This window comes from Streptomyces manipurensis, assembly GCF_049570255.1.
Taxonomy (GTDB): Bacteria; Actinomycetota; Actinomycetes; order Streptomycetales; family Streptomycetaceae; genus Streptomyces; species Streptomyces manipurensis.
Window position 1 is genome coordinate 2,432,688 of record NZ_CP186950.1, and the last position, 19,742, is coordinate 2,452,429.

17 protein-coding genes and 1 pseudogene are annotated in these 19,742 nt (G+C 73.6%); 10 read left to right on the top strand and 8 right to left on the bottom strand.

Going from position 1 to position 19,742, the window contains the following annotated elements; genetic code table 11:
• The first annotated feature begins 13 nt into the window (after window positions 1-13).
• Both ACPU2J_RS11230 and ACPU2J_RS11235 read left to right on the top strand, forming a co-directional pair.
• A complete protein-coding gene (locus ACPU2J_RS11230; RefSeq protein WP_420080867.1) occupies window positions 14-1,747 on the top strand; it encodes an ABC transporter ATP-binding protein in 1,734 nt (577 codons plus the stop codon).
• Complete coding sequence (locus ACPU2J_RS11235; protein ID WP_423833180.1) at window positions 1,744-3,666, top strand: ABC transporter ATP-binding protein; 1,923 nt, start codon at window positions 1,744-1,746, stop codon at window positions 3,664-3,666. The genes ACPU2J_RS11230 and ACPU2J_RS11235 overlap by 4 nt, the downstream gene beginning before the upstream one ends.
• Window positions 3,667-3,735: 69 nt before the next feature.
• On the opposite strand, the gene ACPU2J_RS11240 is transcribed toward ACPU2J_RS11235, so the two are convergent.
• Window positions 3,736-4,788: an RNA polymerase sigma factor gene (locus tag ACPU2J_RS11240; RefSeq protein ID WP_389072873.1), complete on the bottom strand. Its 1,053-nt coding sequence runs from the start codon at window positions 4,786-4,788 to the stop codon at window positions 3,736-3,738.
• A 172-nt stretch (window positions 4,789-4,960) separates the two neighbouring features.
• Here ACPU2J_RS11240 and ACPU2J_RS11245 point away from each other — a divergent pair, with 172 nt between their 5' ends.
• Window positions 4,961-5,542 carry a hypothetical protein gene (locus ACPU2J_RS11245; protein ID WP_423833182.1) on the top strand — a complete coding sequence of 194 codons (582 nt, stop codon included), beginning with the start codon at window positions 4,961-4,963 and terminating at the stop codon, window positions 5,540-5,542.
• The gene (locus ACPU2J_RS11250) at window positions 5,539-6,558 is read left to right on the top strand and encodes a nucleotidyl transferase AbiEii/AbiGii toxin family protein (protein WP_423833183.1); all 1,020 of its coding nucleotides are present in this window, start codon (window positions 5,539-5,541) and stop codon (window positions 6,556-6,558) included. Before ACPU2J_RS11245 ends, ACPU2J_RS11250 begins: the two co-directional genes overlap by 4 nt.
• On the opposite strand, the gene ACPU2J_RS11255 is transcribed toward ACPU2J_RS11250, so the two are convergent.
• The 4 genes from ACPU2J_RS11255 to ACPU2J_RS11270 all read right to left on the bottom strand — a co-directional run bounded on the left by ACPU2J_RS11255 (window position 6,555) and on the right by ACPU2J_RS11270 (window position 10,579).
• Window positions 6,555-8,633, bottom strand: coding sequence for a molybdopterin oxidoreductase family protein (locus ACPU2J_RS11255; protein ID WP_420080862.1), 2,079 nt, complete (start codon window positions 8,631-8,633; stop codon window positions 6,555-6,557). The two genes, ACPU2J_RS11250 and ACPU2J_RS11255, sit on opposite strands and share 4 nt — an antisense overlap.
• Before the next feature lie 46 nt (window positions 8,634-8,679).
• Entirely contained in the window at window positions 8,680-9,051 is a 372-nt protein-coding gene (locus tag ACPU2J_RS11260) for a hypothetical protein (RefSeq protein WP_423833184.1), read from the bottom strand.
• A gap of 74 nt (window positions 9,052-9,125) precedes the next feature.
• On the bottom strand, window positions 9,126-9,896 hold the full coding sequence (locus ACPU2J_RS11265; protein WP_423833185.1) for a glucose 1-dehydrogenase: 771 nt from the start codon (window positions 9,894-9,896) through the stop codon (window positions 9,126-9,128).
• A 68-nt stretch (window positions 9,897-9,964) separates the two neighbouring features.
• The gene (locus ACPU2J_RS11270; protein ID WP_423834952.1) at window positions 9,965-10,579 is read right to left on the bottom strand and encodes a SanA/YdcF family protein; all 615 of its coding nucleotides are present in this window, start codon (window positions 10,577-10,579) and stop codon (window positions 9,965-9,967) included.
• A 356-nt stretch (window positions 10,580-10,935) separates the two neighbouring features.
• Here ACPU2J_RS11270 and ACPU2J_RS11275 point away from each other — a divergent pair.
• The 4 genes and pseudogenes from ACPU2J_RS11275 (at window position 10,936) to dnaG (ending at window position 16,491) form a co-directional block, all read left to right on the top strand.
• Window positions 10,936-11,825: pseudogene (locus tag ACPU2J_RS11275) on the top strand (sirohydrochlorin chelatase).
• A gap of 36 nt (window positions 11,826-11,861) precedes the next feature.
• Window positions 11,862-13,187, top strand: a complete 1,326-nt coding sequence (locus tag ACPU2J_RS11280; protein WP_423833186.1) for a deoxyguanosinetriphosphate triphosphohydrolase — start codon at window positions 11,862-11,864, stop codon at window positions 13,185-13,187.
• A gap of 93 nt (window positions 13,188-13,280) precedes the next feature.
• Complete coding sequence (locus ACPU2J_RS11285) at window positions 13,281-14,555, top strand: NAD(P)/FAD-dependent oxidoreductase (protein ID WP_361594601.1); 1,275 nt, start codon at window positions 13,281-13,283, stop codon at window positions 14,553-14,555.
• 34 nt (window positions 14,556-14,589) lie between these two features.
• Window positions 14,590-16,491, top strand: coding sequence for a DNA primase (gene dnaG / locus ACPU2J_RS11290; protein WP_420080855.1), 1,902 nt, complete (start codon window positions 14,590-14,592; stop codon window positions 16,489-16,491).
• A gap of 25 nt (window positions 16,492-16,516) precedes the next feature.
• Here dnaG and ACPU2J_RS11295 read toward each other — a convergent pair whose 3' ends face one another.
• Window positions 16,517-16,972: a gamma-glutamylcyclotransferase family protein gene (locus tag ACPU2J_RS11295; RefSeq protein ID WP_423833187.1), complete on the bottom strand. Its 456-nt coding sequence runs from the start codon at window positions 16,970-16,972 to the stop codon at window positions 16,517-16,519.
• Window positions 16,973-17,277: 305 nt separating this feature from the next.
• Between ACPU2J_RS11295 and ACPU2J_RS11300 the strand changes: the two genes are divergently transcribed.
• Together ACPU2J_RS11300 and ACPU2J_RS11305 are read left to right on the top strand one after the other, a co-directional pair.
• A complete protein-coding gene (locus tag ACPU2J_RS11300) occupies window positions 17,278-17,820 on the top strand; it encodes a hypothetical protein (RefSeq protein ID WP_361594607.1) in 543 nt (180 codons plus the stop codon).
• Window positions 17,821-17,950: 130 nt separating this feature from the next.
• A complete protein-coding gene (locus tag ACPU2J_RS11305; RefSeq protein WP_420080852.1) occupies window positions 17,951-18,580 on the top strand; it encodes a class F sortase in 630 nt (209 codons plus the stop codon).
• Window positions 18,581-18,625: 45 nt separating this feature from the next.
• On the opposite strand, the gene ACPU2J_RS11310 is transcribed toward ACPU2J_RS11305, so the two are convergent.
• Window positions 18,626-19,402, bottom strand: a complete 777-nt coding sequence (locus tag ACPU2J_RS11310; RefSeq protein WP_361594611.1) for a sulfite exporter TauE/SafE family protein — start codon at window positions 19,400-19,402, stop codon at window positions 18,626-18,628.
• 36 nt (window positions 19,403-19,438) lie between these two features.
• Window positions 19,439-19,729, bottom strand: coding sequence for a hypothetical protein (locus ACPU2J_RS11315; RefSeq protein ID WP_423833188.1), 291 nt, complete (start codon window positions 19,727-19,729; stop codon window positions 19,439-19,441).
• Between the last annotated feature and the right edge of the window lie 13 nt (window positions 19,730-19,742).

The following is a 19,742-nucleotide window of genomic DNA, read 5'->3' on the forward strand; positions in this document are numbered from 1 at the left end:
CCGGAGCCTACGCGTGCTCATACGACTCTTGCGGACCCATCTGGGTCCGTACCGCAAACCCATCTGGGCGCTGGTCCTGCTGCAACTCCTGCAGACCAGCGCGAGCCTCTACCTGCCCACCCTCAACGCCGACATCATCGACAACGGTGTCGTCAACGGGGACACGGGCTACATCCTGACCTTCGGCGCCCTGATGCTGGGCGTCTCCCTCGTGCAGCTGGTCTGCAACGTCGGGGCCGTCTACTTCGGTGCCCGCACGGCGGCCGCCGTCGGCCGCGACATCCGTGCCGCCGTCTTCGACCGGGTGCAGGGCTTCTCCTCCCGGGAGCTCGGCCAGTTCGGCGCCCCGTCCCTGATCACCCGTACGACGAACGACGTCCAGCAGGTCCAGATGCTGGTGCTGATGACCTTCACCCTGATGGTCTCCGCGCCGATCATGTGTATCGGCGGCATCGCGATGGCGCTGTCGCTGGACGTGCAGCTCTCGGGCGTGCTGCTGGCCGTCGTCCCGGTCCTCGGTGTGTCGGTCGGCGCCATCGTCTTCCGGACGCGGCCGCTCTTCCGCCTGATGCAGGAGCGGCTGGACACGGTGAACCGCGTGCTGCGCGAGCAGATCACCGGCAACCGGGTGATCCGCGCGTTCGTCCGCGACGACTACGAGAAGGACCGGTTCCGCGACGCCAACGGTGATCTCACCGGTGTCTCGCTGGCCTCGGGCCGGCTGCTGGCCCTCATGTTCCCGGTCGTCATCCTGGTGGTGAACATCTCCAGCGTCGCCGTCATCTGGTTCGGCGCCATGCGCGTCGACAGCGGCGGCATGGAGATCGGCCAGCTGACGGCCTTCCTCGCCTACCTGATGCAGATCGTGATGGCGGTCATGATGGCCACCTTCATGTTCATGATGGTGCCGCGCGCCGAGGTCTGCGCGGAGCGCATCCAGGAGGTCCTGGACACCGAGTCCAGCGTGGTCCCGCCCGCCGAGCCGGTGCGCGAGCTCACCCGTCGCGGGCTCCTGGAACTGCGCGGCGCCGACTTCCGCTATCCGGGTGCCGAGGCGCCGGTGCTGCGCGGAGTGGACCTGGTGGCCCGTCCCGGCGAGACCACCGCCGTGATCGGCTCCACGGGCAGCGGGAAGTCCACCCTGCTGGGTCTGGTCCCGCGGCTGTTCGACACCACCGGCGGTGAGGTGCTGGTCGACGGCGAGGACGTCCGCGGGCTGGACCCGGAGCTGCTGGCCAGGACGGTCGGCATGGTTCCGCAGAAGCCCTACCTGTTCTCGGGGACCATCGCCTCGAACCTGCGCTACGGCCGCCCGGACGCGAGCGACGAAGAGCTGTGGCAGGCGCTGGAAGTGGCCCAGGCCCGGGAGTTCGTCTCCGCGCTGGAAGGGGGTCTGGAGGCTCCGGTCACCCAGGGCGGCACCAATGTCTCCGGCGGCCAGCGCCAGCGCCTGGCCATCGCCCGCACCCTCGTGCAGCGCCCCGAGATCTACCTCTTCGACGACTCCTTCTCGGCCCTGGACTACGCGACGGACGCGGCGCTGCGCGCGGCGCTCGCCCGGGAGACCGAGGACGCGACCGTGGTCATCGTCGCGCAGCGCGTCGCGACGATCCGTGACGCCGACCGGATCATCGTGCTCGACGAGGGCCAGGTCGTGGGCGAGGGCCGCCATCACGAGCTGATGGCGGGCAATGAGACCTACCGGGAGATCGTGCTCTCCCAGCTGACGGAGGCGGAGGCCGCATGAGCGGGCCCGGAGGACGGATGATGATGGGGCCGGCCCAGCGGTCCCTGGACTTCAAGGGTTCGGGCAAGCGGCTGCTGGGGCAGCTCGCCCAGGACCGGGGCAAGCTGTGGGGCATGGTCCTGGCCGTGGTCGGCAGTGTCGGCTGCGCGGTGGTCGGGCCGAAGATCCTCGGTGAGGCCACCGACCTGGTGTTCGCGGGGATCGTGGGCCGGGAGATGCCGGCCGGTCCGACCAAGCAGCAGGTGCTGGACGGCATGCGCGCCGACGGCCGCGGCGGCATGGCGGACATGCTCGCCGGCACGGACTTCACCCCGGGCCGCGGCATCGACTTCGGCGCGGTGGGCGTGGTGGCGCTGTGGGCGCTGCTGGCGTTCACGCTGGCCGGCCTGCTGATGCTGGTCGCGACCCGGCTGTCGAACCACGTCATGAACGGCACCCTGTACCGGATGCGCGAGGAGCTGCAGGCGAAGCTGTCGCGGCTGCCGCTGTCGTACTTCGACCAGCAGAAGCGCGGCGAGGTGCTGAGCCGGGCCACCAACGACATCGACAACATCGGGCAGACACTCCAGCAGACGATGGGGCAGCTGCTGAACTCGCTGCTGACCATCGTCGGCGTCCTCGCGATGATGTTCTGGATCTCTCCGCTGCTGGCGCTGGTGGCGCTGGTGACCGTGCCGCTCTCGGTCGTCGTCGCGGCGCGGATCGGCAAGAAGTCGCAGCCGCAGTTCGTGGCGCAGTGGAAGACGACCGGCGCGCTCAACGCGCACATCGAGGAGATGTACTCGGGGCACACCCTGGTCAAGGTGTTCGGACGGCAGAAGGAGTCCGCCGCGGTCTTCGCCGAGCAGAACGAGGCGCTGTTCCGGGCCTCGTTCAAGGCGCAGCTGGTCAGCGGCCTCATGCAGCCGGTGATGTTCTTCATATCGAACATCAACTACGTGCTGATCGCCGTCGTCGGCGGGCTCCGGGTCGCCTCCGGCACCCTGTCCATCGGTGACGTGCAGGCGTTCATCCAGTACTCGCGGCAGTTCTCGATGCCGCTGACGCAGGTCGCGTCGATGGCGAACCTGGTGCAGTCCGGGGTCGCCTCGGCGGAGCGGGTCTACGAGCTGCTGGACGCGCCGGAGCAGGAGCCCGACGCCGAGGTGCCGGAGCGTCCGCGGGAGGTGCGCGGCCGGGTCACGTTCGAGAAGGTGGCGTTCCGCTACGAGCCCGACCGGCCGCTGATCGAGAACCTCTCGCTGGCGGTCGAGCCCGGTCACACGGTCGCGATCGTCGGCCCGACGGGTGCCGGCAAGACGACGCTGGTGAACCTGCTGATGCGGTTCTACGAGGTCACGGGCGGGGAGATCGGCCTGGACGGGGTGGACATCGCGAAGATGACCCGTGCGGAGCTGCGCGGTGCCATCGGCATGGTGCTCCAGGACACGTGGCTGTTCGGCGGCACGATCGCCGAGAACATCGCGTACGGCGCCTCGCGCGAGGTGACGCGCGCCGAGGTCGAGGAGGCGGCGCGGGCCGCGCACGCGGACCGCTTCGTCCGGACCCTGCCGGACGGCTACGACACCGTGCTGGACGACGAGGGCGCCGGGGTCAGCGCGGGCGAGAAGCAGCTGATCACCATCGCGCGGGCGTTCCTGTCGGACCCGGTGATCCTGGTCCTCGACGAGGCGACGAGCTCGGTGGACACCCGTACCGAGGTGCTGATCCAGAAGGCGATGGCGCGCCTGGCGCACGGCCGGACGTCCTTCGTGATCGCGCACCGGCTCTCCACCATCCGGGACGCGGACGTGATCCTGGTGATGGAGAGCGGCGCGATCGTGGAACAGGGCACGCACGAGGAGCTGCTGGCCGCGGACGGTGCGTACGCCCGGCTGTACTCGGCGCAGTTCGCCCAGGCGGTCGCCGAAGTCGACTGACGTGCCGGGCGGTTCGGGCGGTCGGGGGCGTCCTGCGGGGCGCCCCCTGCCGTTCACGGCCCGGCCGGCTCAGTCGAGGTAGCCGCGCAGCTGGTCGGCGAAGGCGTGGTCGCGCAGCTTGTTGAGGGTCTTGGACTCGATCTGGCGGATCCGTTCGCGGGTCACGCCGAAGATCCGGCCGATCTCCTCCAGGGTGCGCGGGCGTCCGTCGGCGAGCCCGTACCGCAGCTGCACGACCTTGCGTTCGCGTTCGCCGAGGGTCGACAGGACGGCTTCCAGGTGCTCGCGGAGGAGGAAGAAGGCGGCCGACTCCACGGGGGACGCGGCGTCCCCGTCCTCGATGAGGTCGCCGAGGGCGACGTCGTCCTCCTCGCCGACGGGTGCGTGCAGGGAGACCGGTTCCTGGGCGAGGCGGAGGACTTCGAGGACCCGCTCGGGGGTCAGTTCCAGGTGGACGGCCACCTCTTCGGCGGTGGGCTCGTAGCCGCGCTCCTGGAGCATGCGGCGCTGGACGCGGACGACGCGGTTGATGAGCTCGACGACGTGGACGGGCACCCGGATGGTGCGGGCCTGGTCGGCGAGGGCCCGGGACATCGCCTGCCGGATCCACCAGGTGGCGTACGTGGAGAACTTGTAGCCGCGGGCGTAGTCGAACTTCTCCACCGCCCGGATGAGGCCGAGGTTGCCCTCCTGGACCAGGTCGAGCATGGTCAGCCCGCGGCCCACGTACCGCTTCGCGACGGAGACGACCAGCCGCAGGTTCGACTCGATGAGCCGGCGCTTGGCCATGCGGCCCATGACGACGAGCCGGTCCAGGTCGTGGGCGAGCTGGGAGTCGAGGTCGGGGGTGGAGCCGAGCTTCTCCTCGGCGAACAGGCCCGCTTCGACCCGCCGGGCGAGGTCGACCTCCTCGGCGGCGCTCAGCAGCGGGATCCTGCCTATCTCGCGCAGGTACTGCCGGAAGAGATCCGCGGAGGGACCCGATCCGCTCCCGCTCTCGCCGGTGTCCCGCCTGCTCTGCACCGGTACCGGCTCGATGAGCTCCAGTACCTCGGGCTCTTCGTCCACGGCCTTGGCCTCCGAGGACTCGCTCACGTTCACGGTCAGGGTCCGGGTCTGCACGGGGGCGACCTCCAGGGCTCCGAGGACGGGGGCACCTCACTCAGTGTGGGGTACGACACATCGCGGCCACGAGGGGCGTGCGAGCACTTTCTGAGTCCGGCGCGTGACCGATGGTTACCCCCTGCCGGGAACCCCGATGCGGATCGGACGGATGTCCGAGAAGATCGGGCCCATGTCTGAGTACGAAACCCACGTGACCGTGCGCTGCGCGGACGCGGCGGAGCTGGCCCGGCTCGATGCCTGGGCCGGGGCACGGAACCTGAAGGTCACCCACATCCTGCTGGCCCGGGGCCGGATGGTGTCGCAGCCGATGCTGACCCTGCGGGACCGCACGGGCCACGAGCGGCTGGTGCCGCGGCTGCGCGCGGCCGGCTTCGACCCGGTGCGGGTCAAGGTGGAGACGGTCCCCTGGACCACCGACCGGCCGGGCCCGGGCGGCGGCTACTTCGAGCACCACCTGAAGCTGCTGCTGCCCGCCGGATACGACCGTGCGGCGCTGGAGGCCCTGGTCACCCCGTACGCGGCGCACCTGTCGTGGAACGCGCGCCGGGTCCTGGACGGGGGCCGCCACGAACGGTTCGTCACCCAGCGGTGGCGCGGCACGGCGGCCGGAGCCGCGGCGGCCTGCGACGCGCTGGCGGCCGCCCTGCGCCTGGGCGGGTACGAGATCCGCTCGGAGGAACGCGAGTTCGTGCTGTACGACAGCGACCTGTCGGTGGACGACGGATGGATCGAGGAGGGCGTGGGGGCATGACCGGGACGAGCGCGTACGAGCGGGGCGAGGCCGAGTGGAGGCGGCGCCAGGGTGAGCTGCCGCGGACGTCGGTGGCCGGACTGGGCGAGGGCACCGCGCGGGACCGGGTCTTCGACCCGGCGCTCAAGCACTTCGGGTACGGCTACCGGATCGCCGACACGGTCGTGGACCCCGCCCGGCGGACTGCCTGGCGGGCCGCCCGCAGGACGGCGCTGGACGTGGTGGCCCGCGGTGTCGCCCGGTCGGGCTGGGCGGACTCGCTGGTGCTGCGCGGCAGCATGCTCATGGCGGGGTGGTTCGGGGAGGCGGCACGGGAGCCGCACGACCTGGACTTCGTGGTGGTCCCACAGAACTGGGGCATCGGGGAGCCGCGGACGGAGCGGCTGCTGCGGGCGGTCGCGGAGGCGGCCGAACGGGCCGCCGCGGACGAGGGCGGTCTGGCGATGCCGGCCGACGGGGCGGTCGCCGAGGACATCTGGACGTACGAACGCGTGCCGGGTCGGCGGCTGGTGCTGCCCTGGTCCGCCCCGGGGCTGCCGGGCGGCCAGGTCCAGCTGGACTTCGTCTTCAACGAGGCGCTGCCGGTGGCGCCGGAGCCGGCCGAACTCGCCTGCGGGGCCGTGCTCCTGGCCGCGACACCGGAACTGTCACTGGCCTGGAAGGTGCTGTGGCTCGTCAGCGACCGGCACCCGCAGGGCAAGGACCTCTACGACGCGGTCCTGCTCGCCGAACGCCACCGGCTGCCGAACGGCCTGCTCCAGGAGGTCTTCCGGCAGGCCGGCGAGGCCCCGCAGCCGCACCGGGACGTGGAGCTCCTCGACATCGTGCACATCGTCCCGGAGGGCTACGTGGGCGCCGAGTGGCAGCACTTCGAGGCGGAGTACCCGCATCTGGCCGCCCCCGGGGAGGAGGCCTTCCTGGCCCGGCTGGTGGAGGCCCTGCGCCCGACCTTCGAGAGCCCGGGCCCCGGCACCGACACCGGCACGGCCCGGGCCGGCTCCGGGGGCACCGCCTAGGCCGGCTCGACCCGGACCGCGCAGACCTTGAACTCCGGCATGCGGGAGGTGGGGTCGAGGGCCGGGTTGGTCAGGGTGTTGGCGCGGCCCTCGCCCGGCCAGTGGAAGGGCATGAAGACCGTGTCCGCGCGGATGGCGTCCGTGACCCGCGCCGGGGCCACCGCGCGGCCGCGGCGGGAGGTCACCGCCAGCGGGCTGCCGTCGACCGCGCCGAGCCGGGCCGCGAGGCGGGGGTGCAGCTCCACGAAGGGGCCGGGGGCGGCCTCGTTGAGCTCGTCCACCCGGCGGGTCTGGGCCCCCGACTGGTACTGGGCGACCACGCGGCCGGTGGTGAGCAGCAGCGGGTAGTCCGCGTCGGGTACCTCGGCGGCGTCGCGGTGGGCGACGGGGACGAAGCGGGCCCGTCCGTCCTCGGTGGCGAACCGGTCCAGGAAGAGGCGGGCGGTGCCCGCGGAGCCCTCGGGGCAGGGCCAGAACACCCCCTGTTCGGCCTCGATGCGGTCGTAGGTGATGCCCGAGTAGTCCGCCGGGCCGCCGGCGGAGGCGCGGCGGAGCTCGGCGAAGACCTCCTCGGGCGCGGTGGGGAAGCCCTTCTCGATTCCCAGGCGGGTGGCCAGCCCGTGCAGGACCTCCAGGTCGGAGCGGACCCCGGGCGGCGGGGTGAGGGCCCGGCGGCGCAGCAGGACGCGGCCTTCGAGGTTGGTGGTGGTGCCGGTCTCCTCCGCCCACTGGGTGACGGGGAGGACGACGTCGGCGAGGGCCGCCGTCTCGGAGAGGACGACGTCGGCCACGGCGAGGAAGTCCAGCGCGCGGATGCGGTCCTCCACGTGCGCGGCGCGGGGGGCCGACACCACCGGGTTGGAGCCCATCAGCAGGAGGGACTTCACGTCGGTGCCGAGGGCGTCGAGGAGTTCGTACGCGCTGCGGCCGGGACCGGGCAGGCTGTCGGGGTCGACGCCCCAGACCCCGGCGACGTGGGCCCGCGCCGCCGGGTCGGTGAGCTTGCGGTAGCCGGGGAGCTGGTCGGCCTTCTGGCCGTGCTCGCGGCCGCCCTGGCCGTTGCCCTGGCCGGTGAGGCAGCCGTAGCCGGAGCGGGGGCGGCCGGCCCTGCCGGTGGCCAGGCAGAGGTTGATCCAGGCGCCGACGGTGTCGGTGCCCTTGGACTGCTGCTCCGGGCCGCGGGCCGTCAGCACCATCGCGGAGTCCGGGGCGCAGAAGAGGCGCACCGCCTCGCGCAGGGCCGGGACCGGGACGCCGGTGATGCGCTCGACCAGCTCCGGCCAGTGGGCCATGGCGGCGGCCCGGGCCTCCTCCCAGCCGGTGGTGCGGGCGGCGATGAACTCCTCGTCGGTGCGACCCTCAGCGACGACCAGGTGCAGCAGTCCGAGGGCGAGGGCCAGGTCGGTTCCGGGGCGCGGGGCGAGGTGCAGGTCGGCCTGTTCGGCGGTGCGGGTGCGGCGGGGGTCGACGACGACGAGCGTCCCGCCGTTGGCCTTCAGCTCGGTGAGGTAGCGCAGGGCGGGTGGCATGGTTTCGGCCAGATTCGAGCCGACGAGGATCACGCAGCCGGTGCGCGGGACGTCCTCCAGCGGGAAGGGCAGACCCCGGTCGAGCCCGAAAGCCCTCTGGTGGGCGGCGGCGGCCGAGGACATGCAGAAGCGGCCGTTGTAGTCGATCTGGGAGGTGCGCAGGGCGACGCGAGCGAACTTCCCGAGGGCGTAGGCCTTCTCGTTGGTCAGCCCGCCGCCGCCGAAGACCCCCACCGCGTCGGGGCCGTGGGCGCGGGCGGTGCGGGTGAGGCCGTCGGCGACGGCGTCGAGGGCCTCCTCCCAGGTGGCCGGTTCGAGCCGCCCTGCGTGGGTGCGGACGAGCGGCTCGGTGAGGCGTACCCGGGAGGAGAGCACGGCGGGGGCGGTGCGGCCCTTGCCGCAGAGCGCGCCCCGGTTCACGGGGAATTCGGTCCGTTCCTCCACGGTCACGTCGGCCCCGCCGCCCGGCCCGGGGCGCAGGTTCATCCCGCACTGCAGGGCGCAGTAGGGGCAGTGCGTGGCGGTGACCGGTTCCGAGGTGTGCATGCGGTCCAGGGTGGGTCGCCGGTGTTTCACGGGCCGGCGCCTCTGGTTACACCTCGCGTACGGGCGCCTCAGCGCTGCCCGGCCCCGCCGGTGAGGCGCCGGTCCGTACGCGCCGCAGGGCGGGCCGGTCGATGATCTCGACGTACACGATCCGCGGGCCGACGACATCGAGGTTCAGGAGGCCCCGCTCCGGGAGGAGGCAGACCATGCGGTGGCCCGGCCCGTAGGGGCGGCCCGGCGGGTGGTCGTGGGTGCGGAAGCTCTGGCAGAAGTCGTCGCCGCAGTCGCACTCGGCCACCAGCCGGAGGTCGTGGGCGCAGAGGGCGAGATCGCGTTCGCCCTCCTCCTCGAGCAGCCGCACGAGCTCGGCCGTCAGGTCGGGGAAGACGTCGCGGACGAGGGGTGCGTCCTGGTTCACGGCACGCACCGTAGCCCGGCGTCCCCGTCGGGGCCCACGGATTTACGCACGCCCCGGCGGCGGGGCCGGCGGGGTCAGCGGCCCGTCAGGTGTTTCACCGTCAGGCCCGCGGTCCAGCCGCCGTCCACCGCGAGCTCGGCGCCCGTCATGTACGCGGCGGCGTCGGAGAGCAGGAACGCGACCGCGGCGGCCACCTCCTCGGGGACGCCCACCCGGCCCATGGGGGCGCCGGGGTAGTTGCCGCTGCCCTCCCGGATGCCGACCGGGGCGGTCATGGGGGTCAGCGTCATGCCGGGGTGCACGGAGTTGACGCGGATCCCCTCCTCGGCGAGCTCGAGCGCGCCGATCTTCGACAGGCCGCGCACCCCCCACTTGGAGGCGCCGTAGCCGGCGGTGAGGGCGAGGCCGGTCAGGCCCGCCGCGGAGGAGATGTTCACGATCGACCCGCCGCCGTTCGCCCGCATCAGCGGGATCGCGGCCTTGATGCCGATGAACACGCCGACGAGGTTGATCTCGACGACCCGGCGGAAGCTCTCGACGCTCTCGTCCTCCAGCAGCCGGCCGGAGGCTATGCCCGCGTTGTTCACGAGCCCGTCGATCCCGCCGAACTCGGCGACCGCGTACTCCAGCGCCGCCGCCCAGCCGTCCTCGCTCGTCACGTCGTGCGCGATGAAGCGTGCCGCCCCGCCCAACTCCGCGGCGGTCTCGGCGCCCTCCGCCTCCAGCACGTCGGTGATCAGCACCCGGCCGCCGCCGTCCACGACGGCCCGTGCCGCCGCAGCGCCGAGGCCACGGGCTCCGCCGGTGATGACGACCGCCTTGCCGCTCAGATCCACTGCCGCCATGTCCCGCACCCCTGACGCTCGCACCGGCCGATCCGCCATATGACTAATCAGCATATGAAGGCGGTGCGTCAGTCTGCCAGAGCGAGCAGGGCCCGGGACACCCCCTCCTCCTTCGGCCCGAGGAAGCGCGGTTCGGGCCTGAAGGCGGCGTCCAGCGCCGCCTTGCCGGAGGCGAAGAACTCGCGCGTCTGGCCGTAGTACCAGGTGGCGTCGTGGACGTCGGCGACCCCGACGCCGTAGGAGTCCAGACCCGCCGCCTGGCACAGGGCGACGGCCCGGCGTATGTGGAAGCCCTGGGTGACCAGCACGGCCCGCTCGACCCCGAAGACCTCCTTGGCGCGCACGCAGGAGTCCCAGGTGTCGAAGCCGGCGTAGTCGCTGACGATCCGGGCGTCCGGCACGCCGTGCTCGGTCAGGTACCGGCGCATGGCGTCCGGCTCGTCGTACTCCACGCGGCTGTTGTCGCCGGTGACGAGCACGACCCGGACCTTGCCCGCGCGGTACAGCTCCGCCGCGGCGTCCAGCCGGTCCGCGAGGTAGGGCGTGGGTCTCCCCCGCCACAGACCGGCCCCGAACACCACGGCCACGTCCGCCGCGGGCGCGTCCGCCGTGGTCCGCAGCCGGTCCGAGGCCGTCGCATGCGTCCACGCCGAGGGCAGCAGCGCCAGGACGCAGCCCGCCATGACGGCCTGGACGGCGAGCCGCCGCGCCCGCACGCCCCGCAGCACTGCCGGCCACGACGCCCGCCGCGGCCGCCCCGTACGCCCCGGCCTGCGCAGCCACCCCGGACGCCGGGACACCGCCGCCGCCACCCCGCTCCAACCCCTGATCCCCATGGCCGCCCACTCCCTCGCCCGCACCGCCCGCACGCGCCGATCGCACGCACCGTTCGCACACATTGACGATCGCGGCCGGGCTTCGAGTTCCGGCGCCTCCCCCGTTCACCCGCACGAGCGACCGAACGGCTCCGTGAGCAGCCGGCAAAGACCCGTCACGCCGGCGCAACCCATCGGCAATCTGCGGCCCGCAGGATCGGTCCATGACGGAGCCGGTGCACCCTCCCGACAGCCTGTCCCTCCCCTTCGGCAGCACGCCGGACCCCTTCGGCAGCACGGCCGAGCTGCTGACCCGGATCACCGCCCAACTCGGCACGCAGCTCAGCGGACTGCGACCGCCCCGCACCCGCCCCCACGGAGACCGCCCATGCAGCAGCCCACCCTCGTCGCCGTGGCCCACGGCAGCCGCGACCCCCGCGCCCTGCACACCGCCCGCGCGCTCCTCGACCGGGTCCGTGAACTGCGCCCCCGGCTCGATGTCCGGCTCGGCCACGTCGAGCTGAACCGGCCGCTCCTCGACGACACCCTGCGCGCCACCACCGGCTCCGCGGTGCTCGTCCCCCTGCTCCTCGGCCGCGGCCACCACGTCAAGCGCGACCTCCCCGCGGCCGCCGCCCGGGCCGCCCACCTGCGCGTCCGGGTCGCATCTCCGCTGGGGCCGCACCCGCTGCTCGTCGAAGCCCTGTACGAAAGGCTGCTGGAGGCCGGCTGGACGCCGGGCACCGCGGTCGTGCTCGCCGCCGCCGGCTCCCGCGACCCGGACTCGGCCGCCGACACCCGCCGCACCGCCGCGCTGCTCTCCGAACGCCTCGGCGGGGTCCCGGTGGTCCCCGCCTACGCCTCAGCGACCGCACCGAGCGCCCCGGACGCCGTCCGGGCGCTGGCCGCCCGGGGCCACCACCGCGCCGCCGTGGCCTCGTACTTCGCCGCCCCGGGCCGGTTCGCCGCGCAGACCGCCGCGGCGGCGCCCGCCCGTGCCGCCGCGCCCCTGGGCGACCACCCGGCCCTGGCCCGCCTGCTGCTGCACCGCTACGACGAGGCCCTGGCGCGCCCCGCCGACGCCCTCCCGCGGCCGGAACTCGTCTCCGCCTGATCCCGGTTTGTCAGTCCTTCCGGTTACCGTCATGTCATGGAAGGCACCGCGCACGCCCCCGCAGACCACCCCCACGACCTCTACAACGCGGCCGACACCGAACGCTGGGCCGGCGAGCCCGACAAACGCCCCGGGCGCACCGCCTTCCAGCGCGACCGCGCGCGCGTGCTGCACTCTGCCGCGCTGCGCCGCCTCGCCGGGAAGACCCAGGTGGTCACCCCGGGCACCCGCTCGTACGACTGGGACGCGAGCCCCCGTACCCGGCTGACCCACTCCCTGGAGTGCGCCCAGGTCGGACGGGAGCTGGGCGCGGCCCTCGGCTGCGATCCCGACCTGGTCGAGGCCGCCTGCCTCTCCCACGACATGGGCCACCCGCCCTTCGGCCACAACGGCGAGGAGGCGCTGAACGAATTCGCCAAGGACTGCGGCGGATTCGAGGGCAACGCCCAGTCGCTGCGGCTGCTGACCCGGCTGGAGCCCAAGCGGTTCGTGCCCGGACCGGCCGGCGGCGCGCCCGTCAGCGTGGGCCTGAACCTCACCCGGGCCTGCCTGGACGCCGCCACCAAGTACCCGTGGGCGCGCGGGGACCACCCCACCGATCCCGACTCGGTCAAGTTCGGGGCGTACGAGGACGACCTGCCGGTCTTCGAGTGGCTGCGCCGGGGCGCTCCCGCCGACCGCAAGTGCTTCGAGGCCCAGGTCATGGACTGGGCGGACGACGTCGCCTATTCCGTGCACGACTTCGAGGACGGGCTGCACGCCGGCCACCTCGACCCCAATCTGCTGTTCGCCGAGCCGGAGCGCGCCGCGATCTGGGACGTCGCGATCGGCCGCTACGTGCCCGCCGACACCTCGCCCGAGGAGCTGCGCGCCGCCCTGGACCGACTGATGGAGCAGGAGTGGTGGCCGCACGGCTACGACGGTTCGGCCGTCGCCCAGGCCCGGCTTAAGGACGCGACGAGCCAGCTGATCGGCCGTTTCTGCCTGGCGGCGGAGGGTGCCACGCGGGGCGCGTACGGATCGGGCCGGCTGACCCGGTACGGCGCGGAGCTGGTGGTGCCGCGCGAGGCGCGCAACGAGTGCGCGGTGCTGAAGGCGGTCGCCGACCTGTACGTGATGCAGCGCGACGAGCAGGAGCGCATCCGCGCCGACCAGCGCATCGTCCTGGCCGAACTCGCCGAGGCGCTCAGCGCCCGGGCCCCCGAGGGCCTGGACCCGCAGTTCCGGGCGATCTTCGACGCGGCCCCGGACGACCGGTCGAGGAAACGGGCGGTCATCGACCAGATCGCGTGTCTGACCGACGCATCGGCGCGTTCCCTGCACGCCCGTCTCACCCGGCGCACCCGACGCGCCGAAGGGTGAGCCGATCGCGCCACTCCCCCTTCACGGGGCAGGCTCGGTGCGGGACGCTCGCATGTGCTCGCATGTGGCGCAGAGGTTATGAGGAGGCATCAGGTGGTCGACGCACACCAGACGTTCGTCATCGTCGGCGCAGGGCTCGCCGGGGCCAAGGCGGCCGAGGCGCTGCGGTCCGAGGGGTTCACGGGGCGGGTGATCCTGATCGGCGACGAGCGCGACCACCCCTACGAGCGGCCTCCGCTCTCCAAGGGGTACCTGACGGGCAAGGAGGAGCGGGAGAGCGTCTTCGTCCACGAGCCGTCCTGGTACGCGGCCTCCGACATCGAGCTGCACCTCGGCCAGCCCGCGGTCCACCTCGACCGCGACGCCAAGCGCGTGGTCCTCGGCGACGGCACGGCCCTGCACTACGACAAGCTGCTGCTGGCCACCGGTGCCGAACCGCGCCGCCTGGACATCCCCGGCACCGGGCTGGCGGGTGTGCACCACCTGCGCCGGCTCGCGCACGCCGAGCGGCTGCGGCACGTCCTGGCCGGACTGGGCCGGGACAACGGCCACCTGCTGATCGCGGGTGCCGGGTGGATCGGCCTGGAGGTGGCCGCCGCGGCCCGCGGGTACGGGGCCGAGGTGACCGTCGTGGAGCCGGAGGCCACGGCGCTGCACGCCGTCCTCGGCCCGGAGATCGGCCGGCTCTTCGGCGACCTGCACGCCGACCACGGGGTCCGCTTCCACTTCGGGGCCAGGCTGACGGAGATCGTCGGGCAGGACGGCATGGTGCTGGCCGCCCGTACCGACGACGGGGAGGAACACCCCGCGCACGCCGTGCTCGCCGCGATCGGGGCGGCCCCGCGGACGGCGCTCGCCGAGACCTCGGGCCTGGCCCTCGTCGACCGCGAGCACGGCGGCGGGATCGCCGTGGACGAATCGCTGTGCACCTCCGACCCCGACGTCTACGCGGTCGGCGACGTGGCGGCCGCCCACCACCCGGTGCTCGGCACCCGGCTGCGGGTCGAGCACTGGGCCAACGCGCTCAACGGCGGCCCGGCGGCCGCGCGGGCGATGCTGGGACGGCCGGTCGTCTACGACCGGGTGCCGTACTTCTTCTCCGACCAGTACGACGTGGGGCTGGAGTACTCCGGCTACGCCCCACCCGGGGGCTACGACCAGGTCCTGATCCGCGGTGACGCCGCGAAGCGGGAGTTCATCGCCTTCTGGCTCTCGGAGGGCCGGGTGCTCGCCGGGATGAACGTGAACGTGTGGGACGTCACCGAGCACATCCAGGCCCTGATCAGGTCGAAGGCGCCCGTGGACCGGGAGGCACTGGCGGACCCGTCGGTTCCGCTCGCCTCGCTGGTCCCCGCGGAGGGTGCCTGACGGATTCGCCCCCGCCCGGCCGTAGACTTCACGGGTGGCAGGACGGATCAACGACGACGACGTGAAGGCGGTACGGGACGCGGTCCCGATCGACGCCGTGGTCTCCGACTACCTCCAGCTGCGCAACGCGGGCGGTGGCAACCTCAAGGGCCTGTGTCCCTTCCACGACGAGAAGTCCCCCTCCTTCCAGGTCAGCCCCAGCAAGGGGCTCTACCACTGCTTCGGCTGCCAGGCGGGCGGGGACACCCTCGACTTCGTCATGAAGATCGACCACCTGTCCTTCTCGGAGGCGGTCGAGCGCCTGGCCGGCCTGGCCGGCATCACCCTGCGGTACGAGGAGGGCGGCTACACCGCCGGCACCAGCGGCCGCGGTGAGCGCATCCGGCTGGTCGAGGCGCACCGGGAGGCCGCCCGGTTCTACGTCGACCAGCTGGACGGGCCCGAGGCGGAGATCGGCCGCAGGTTCCTCGCCGAACGCGGCTTCGACCAGGCTGCGGCCGCCCACTTCGGGGTCGGCTACAGCCCGGCCGGCTGGGACCACCTGACCCGGTTCCTGCGCGGCAAGGGCTTCACCGACAAGGAGCTGATCACCTCCGGGCTCGCCCAGGACAGCCGCAGCGGCAAGCCCATCGACCGGTTCCGCGGCCGGCTGATGTGGCCGATCCGCGACACCAGCGGCGAGGTGGTCGGCTTCGGCGCGCGCAAGCTGCGCGACGACGACAACGGCCCCAAGTACCTGAACACCCCCGAGACGGCGATCTACAAGAAGTCCCAGGTGCTGTACGGCATCGACCTGGCCAAGAAGGAGATCGCGAAGACCTCCCGGGCCGTGGTCGTCGAGGGTTACACCGACGTCATGGCCTGCCACCTGGCCGGTGTCACCACCGCGATCGCGACCTGTGGCACCGCCTTCGGCGGGGACCACATCAAGATCCTGCGCCGGCTGCTGATGGACAACGCCACGGCCGAGGTGATCTTCACCTTCGACGGGGACGCGGCCGGACAGAAGGCGGCCCTGCGGGCCTTCGAGGACGACCAGAAGTTCGCGGCGGAGACCTCCATCACCATCGCCCCCGGCGGGATGGACCCCTGCGACCTGCGCCTCGCGCAGGGCGACGCGGCCGTGGCCGGCCTGGTGGAGGCCCGCACCCCGCTGTTCGAGTTCGCGCTGCGGCACATCGTCTCCCGGCACAACCTGGAGAACCCGGCGGGGCGGGCGGCCGCGCTGGCCGAGGCGGCGCCGGTCGTGGCGAGCATCAAGGACCTGTCGATCCAGCACGAGTCGGCGGTCCAGCTGGCGGGCATGCTGGGCATCCTCGACGAGCAGTTCGTGGTCAAGCGGGTCGCGCAGCTGGCGCGGTGGGCGCGGGAGCGCGGCAACCAGCCCCAGCAGCAGGGCCGGGGCCGTCCCCAGCCGGCGGCGCCCGCTCCGGCGCCCCCGCCGGTGAGCGGCGGCCCGGCGCTCAACCTGCGCAACCCCGTCCACATCACCGAGCGCGAGCTGCTCAAGCTGGCGCTGCAGCGTCCCGCGCTGGTGTCCCCCGCCTTCGACGCGTACGGGATCGACGAGTTCACCGCCCCGCCCTACGCGGCGGTCCGGCAGGCCATCCAGGACGCGGGCGGCGCCGCGCAGGCGGACGACGGCTACCTGGCCCGGGTGCGCGAGGCCGCCCCCAACGACACCGTCCGCGCGATGGTGACCGAGCTGGCCGTGGAGGCCATCCACGCCAAGACCGTGGACGAGGTCTACGCCGGTGTCCAGCTCGTCCAGGTCCGGCTGCGGGCCGTCGACCGCCGGGTGCTGGAGGTCCAGGGCACGATGGCCCGCCTGGGCCCGCACGCCCCGCCTGAGCAGCACGCGGCGGTCCAGGAGGAGCTGTGGGTCCTCCAGCAGTACGGCCGGCGCCTGCGCAACCGCGGCGCCGAAGGCCTCTAGGCCCCCTCGTCCGGACCGGGCCGGCTCAGGCGCGGGAGGGGCGGCGCAGCCAGTCCCCGCCCGGTATCTCCGTGCCGGCCTCCCGGAGGTCGCGGGCGACCAGCGGTGCGGCCAGGTAGGCCCAGGCGCGGACCGTGGTCCCGTCGGGGCGCAGGGTGGGGCGGGCGAGGCGGTCGTAGACGTTGCCGGGGCGTCCCGGGCCCTCGTACTCCTCCAGCCGGTCCAGCCCGGCCAGCAGCTCCGCGTACGCGCCCGGCTCCGCGGTGATCAGCTCCCCGACGACCGTGCCGCCGGGCCGGTGGACGGCGAACGGGTATCCGGGGCCGTCGTAGAGGGCCGCGTCCGGCAGGACGGCGGGCTCCTCGGCGAGCGTGCGGCCGCGCAGGAAGAGGGCGTGGTTGACCTCGCCGGGGCGCAGGGTCCCGTACACGAAGAACGGAAGCGGAACGACTTCCTCCAGTGGTCGTTCGACCGGTGTCACGGGGCCCTCCCTGGGATACGGCGCGGGGCTGGTCCGGCCGGGCCGGGAGGCCCCGGCCCCGCCGCGCCCCACCACCGTACGCACCGCCCGCGGCGTGCGGGGCCCCGGCCGCGGCACTCGCCCCGCCGGCCCCCGGTCACCCGGACGGCCCGGCCGCCCCGGATGGCCGCACCGCGTCCCCGACCTGCACGAACAGGGCCTTCCCAGCCGCACGGGAGCGGACCTGACGGAACATCAGCAGGCGCACTGCGGGAGGGGCGGGTTTCCTCGGAACGACGGCCCCGTGTCCTTGCAGGGAGAGTGCCATGCGCCGACGTACCGCACACGCGCTGACCGCTGCCGCGCTGACCGCCGCCGCGTTCGCCGTGCCGGTCGCCGGCGCGATGGCGGCCGGACACCTGGGCGTACCGGCCTTCGCGCCCGGGGACTTCTCGCCCCTGGAGGTGTGGCCGAAGTCCGCCGCCCCCGGGGCCACCGTCACCGTGAACACCACCGCCTGCGGTACCGGAAGCCACGCCGACGGCGATGCCACGACCGTCGGAGGCGGCCGCTTCAAACTGGTCCCCGGCACCCACAAGGAGGTGGTCGTGGGGCAGTTCCAGGTGTCCCGCGGCACCCGGGCCGGCACCTACGCCATCGGCGCGACCTGCGCGAACGGAAAGTTCGCCACCGGCGACCTGGTGGTCACCGAACGCGGCCCGCAGGGCCACGTCAACACCGGGGTGGGCGGTGGCACGACCACCACCACCGACCCCGCCAAGATCGCGGCGGGAGCGGGCGTACTGGCCGCGACCGCCGCCGGCGGTACCTGGCTCCTGCGTCGCCGGGCGAGCGGCACGCGGAGCTGACGGACGCCCACCGCGGCCCCGGCCGCGGTCCGACCGGTACCGTCCCCCGTCGCCCGCCCCGCGAGGTCCCCCCCGTTCGCGGGGCCGGGCGACGGCCAGTCACCCCGAACGACGCGCCGAGGGGGTACGCATGGGCCGCGCCTTCACCCCGACAGCCCGGCACGGCGGGCTCGTCGCCCTCGCCGCCTGCATCGGCATCTGGCTCGTCACCAGCGGTTCCCGCGAGCCGGTCGGACCGCCGCTGCCCTCCCCCGCCGAGGCCCTGACCGCCTCCGGCACCCTCGGCCTCACCATCGCCCCGCTGCCGGGTTCCCCGCCCGCCCGGATCCGGATCCCCTCGATCCGGGTCGACGCCCCGCTGGTCGGCCTGGGCCTGGACCGCGACGGCCACCTCCAGGTGCCCCCGCCCGACCGGCGCGACCTGGCCGGCTGGTACCGCGAGGGCACCACTCCGGGCGCCACCGGGACGGCCGTCGTCGCCGGGCACGTGGACGACGCGGTCGGGCCGGGGGTCTTCTACCACCTGGGCGCGCTGCGCCGCGGCGCGACGATCGAGATCCCGCGCGCGGACGGCCGTACGGCGGTGTTCACGGTCCACGCGGTCGAGGTCCACGACGCCAGGGGCTTCCCCGACAGCCGGGTGTACGGCCCTTCGGAGCGGGCCGAGCTGCGGGTGATCACCTGCGGGGGCGGTTTCTCCCCGCGCACGGGCTACCGCGGGAACGTGGTGGTGTTCGCGCACCTCACCGGCACGTACTGACCGGACCGGCCTCCGCGCCGCGGCCCCGCCGGGGAACCAGCGCGCTCAGCCCCACTGCTCGAAGCCGAGCTTGATGACGAGCGCGCTCACCACGGTCAGCAGGACGCCCCGGACGAAGCCGCTGCCCTTCTTGAGGGCCATCCGGGCCCCGATCATGCCGCCGGCCAGGTTGAACACCGCCATCAGGGCGGCCAGCTGCCACAGCACCATGCCCTGGTAGGCGAACATCGCCAGCGCGCCCGCGTTGGTGCAGCAGTTGACGATCTTGGCGGTCGCGGAGGCGGTGACCAGGTCGAGGTGGAGCAGGGCAGTGAGGGCGAGCACCAGGAAGGTGCCGGTGCCCGGCCCGATGAGCCCGTCGTAGAAGCCGATGCCGAGACCGGCGAGCCCGATGGCGAGCAGCACCCGTCCGCGGCTGACGGGCGAGGCGGACGGGGCGGTGCCGAAGCCGGGCCGGAAGATGACGAACCCGGCGACGAGGACGAGCACCACCATGATCATCGGGCGGAGGGCGTCCTTGCTGATGCCGCCCGCGAGCGCGGCGCCGCCCATCGATCCGGCGAGGGCGGCCAGGCCGATGCGCACGGCGAGCTTGACGTTCACCGGAGCCTTGCGGACGTACGTCACGGCGGCGCCGGCCGTGCCGACGATGGCCACGGCCTTGTTGGTGCCGAGGACGGTGGCGGGATGGGCGTTGGGCAGCCCCAGCAGCAGGGCGGGCAGGAGCAGCAGGCCGCCGCCGCCCACCACCGCGTCGATCCAGCCGGCCGCGGCGGCCGCCACGCACAGCACGATGATCATGGTCGTTGATATGTCAGGCACGTCATGACCTTATGGAGCTGATGTGTGCAGTGGGCATCAATCTCCGGAAACTTGCGCAAAGGTTGAGCTTTCCCGGGCCGCCACCCGGTCCGGAGCCACCGGAGCCGCCGGGTCCACGGCCGCTGTGAGCACGCTCGCCGCCAGCACACTGGCCGCCCCCAGCCCTGCGGCGAGCCGCCCCGCCGGAGGTACGCGGGCCAGCGCGGCCAGGGCCGACCGCGCCGGCGAGGGTCTGCGCGGCTTGCGGTGCCGGGCACGCGCCGCGGCCGCGGCTCCGGCCGGCACGGCCACGGACAGGGGCACGGCGACGTGCAGGGGGTGGCGCATGGGGCGGGGACTC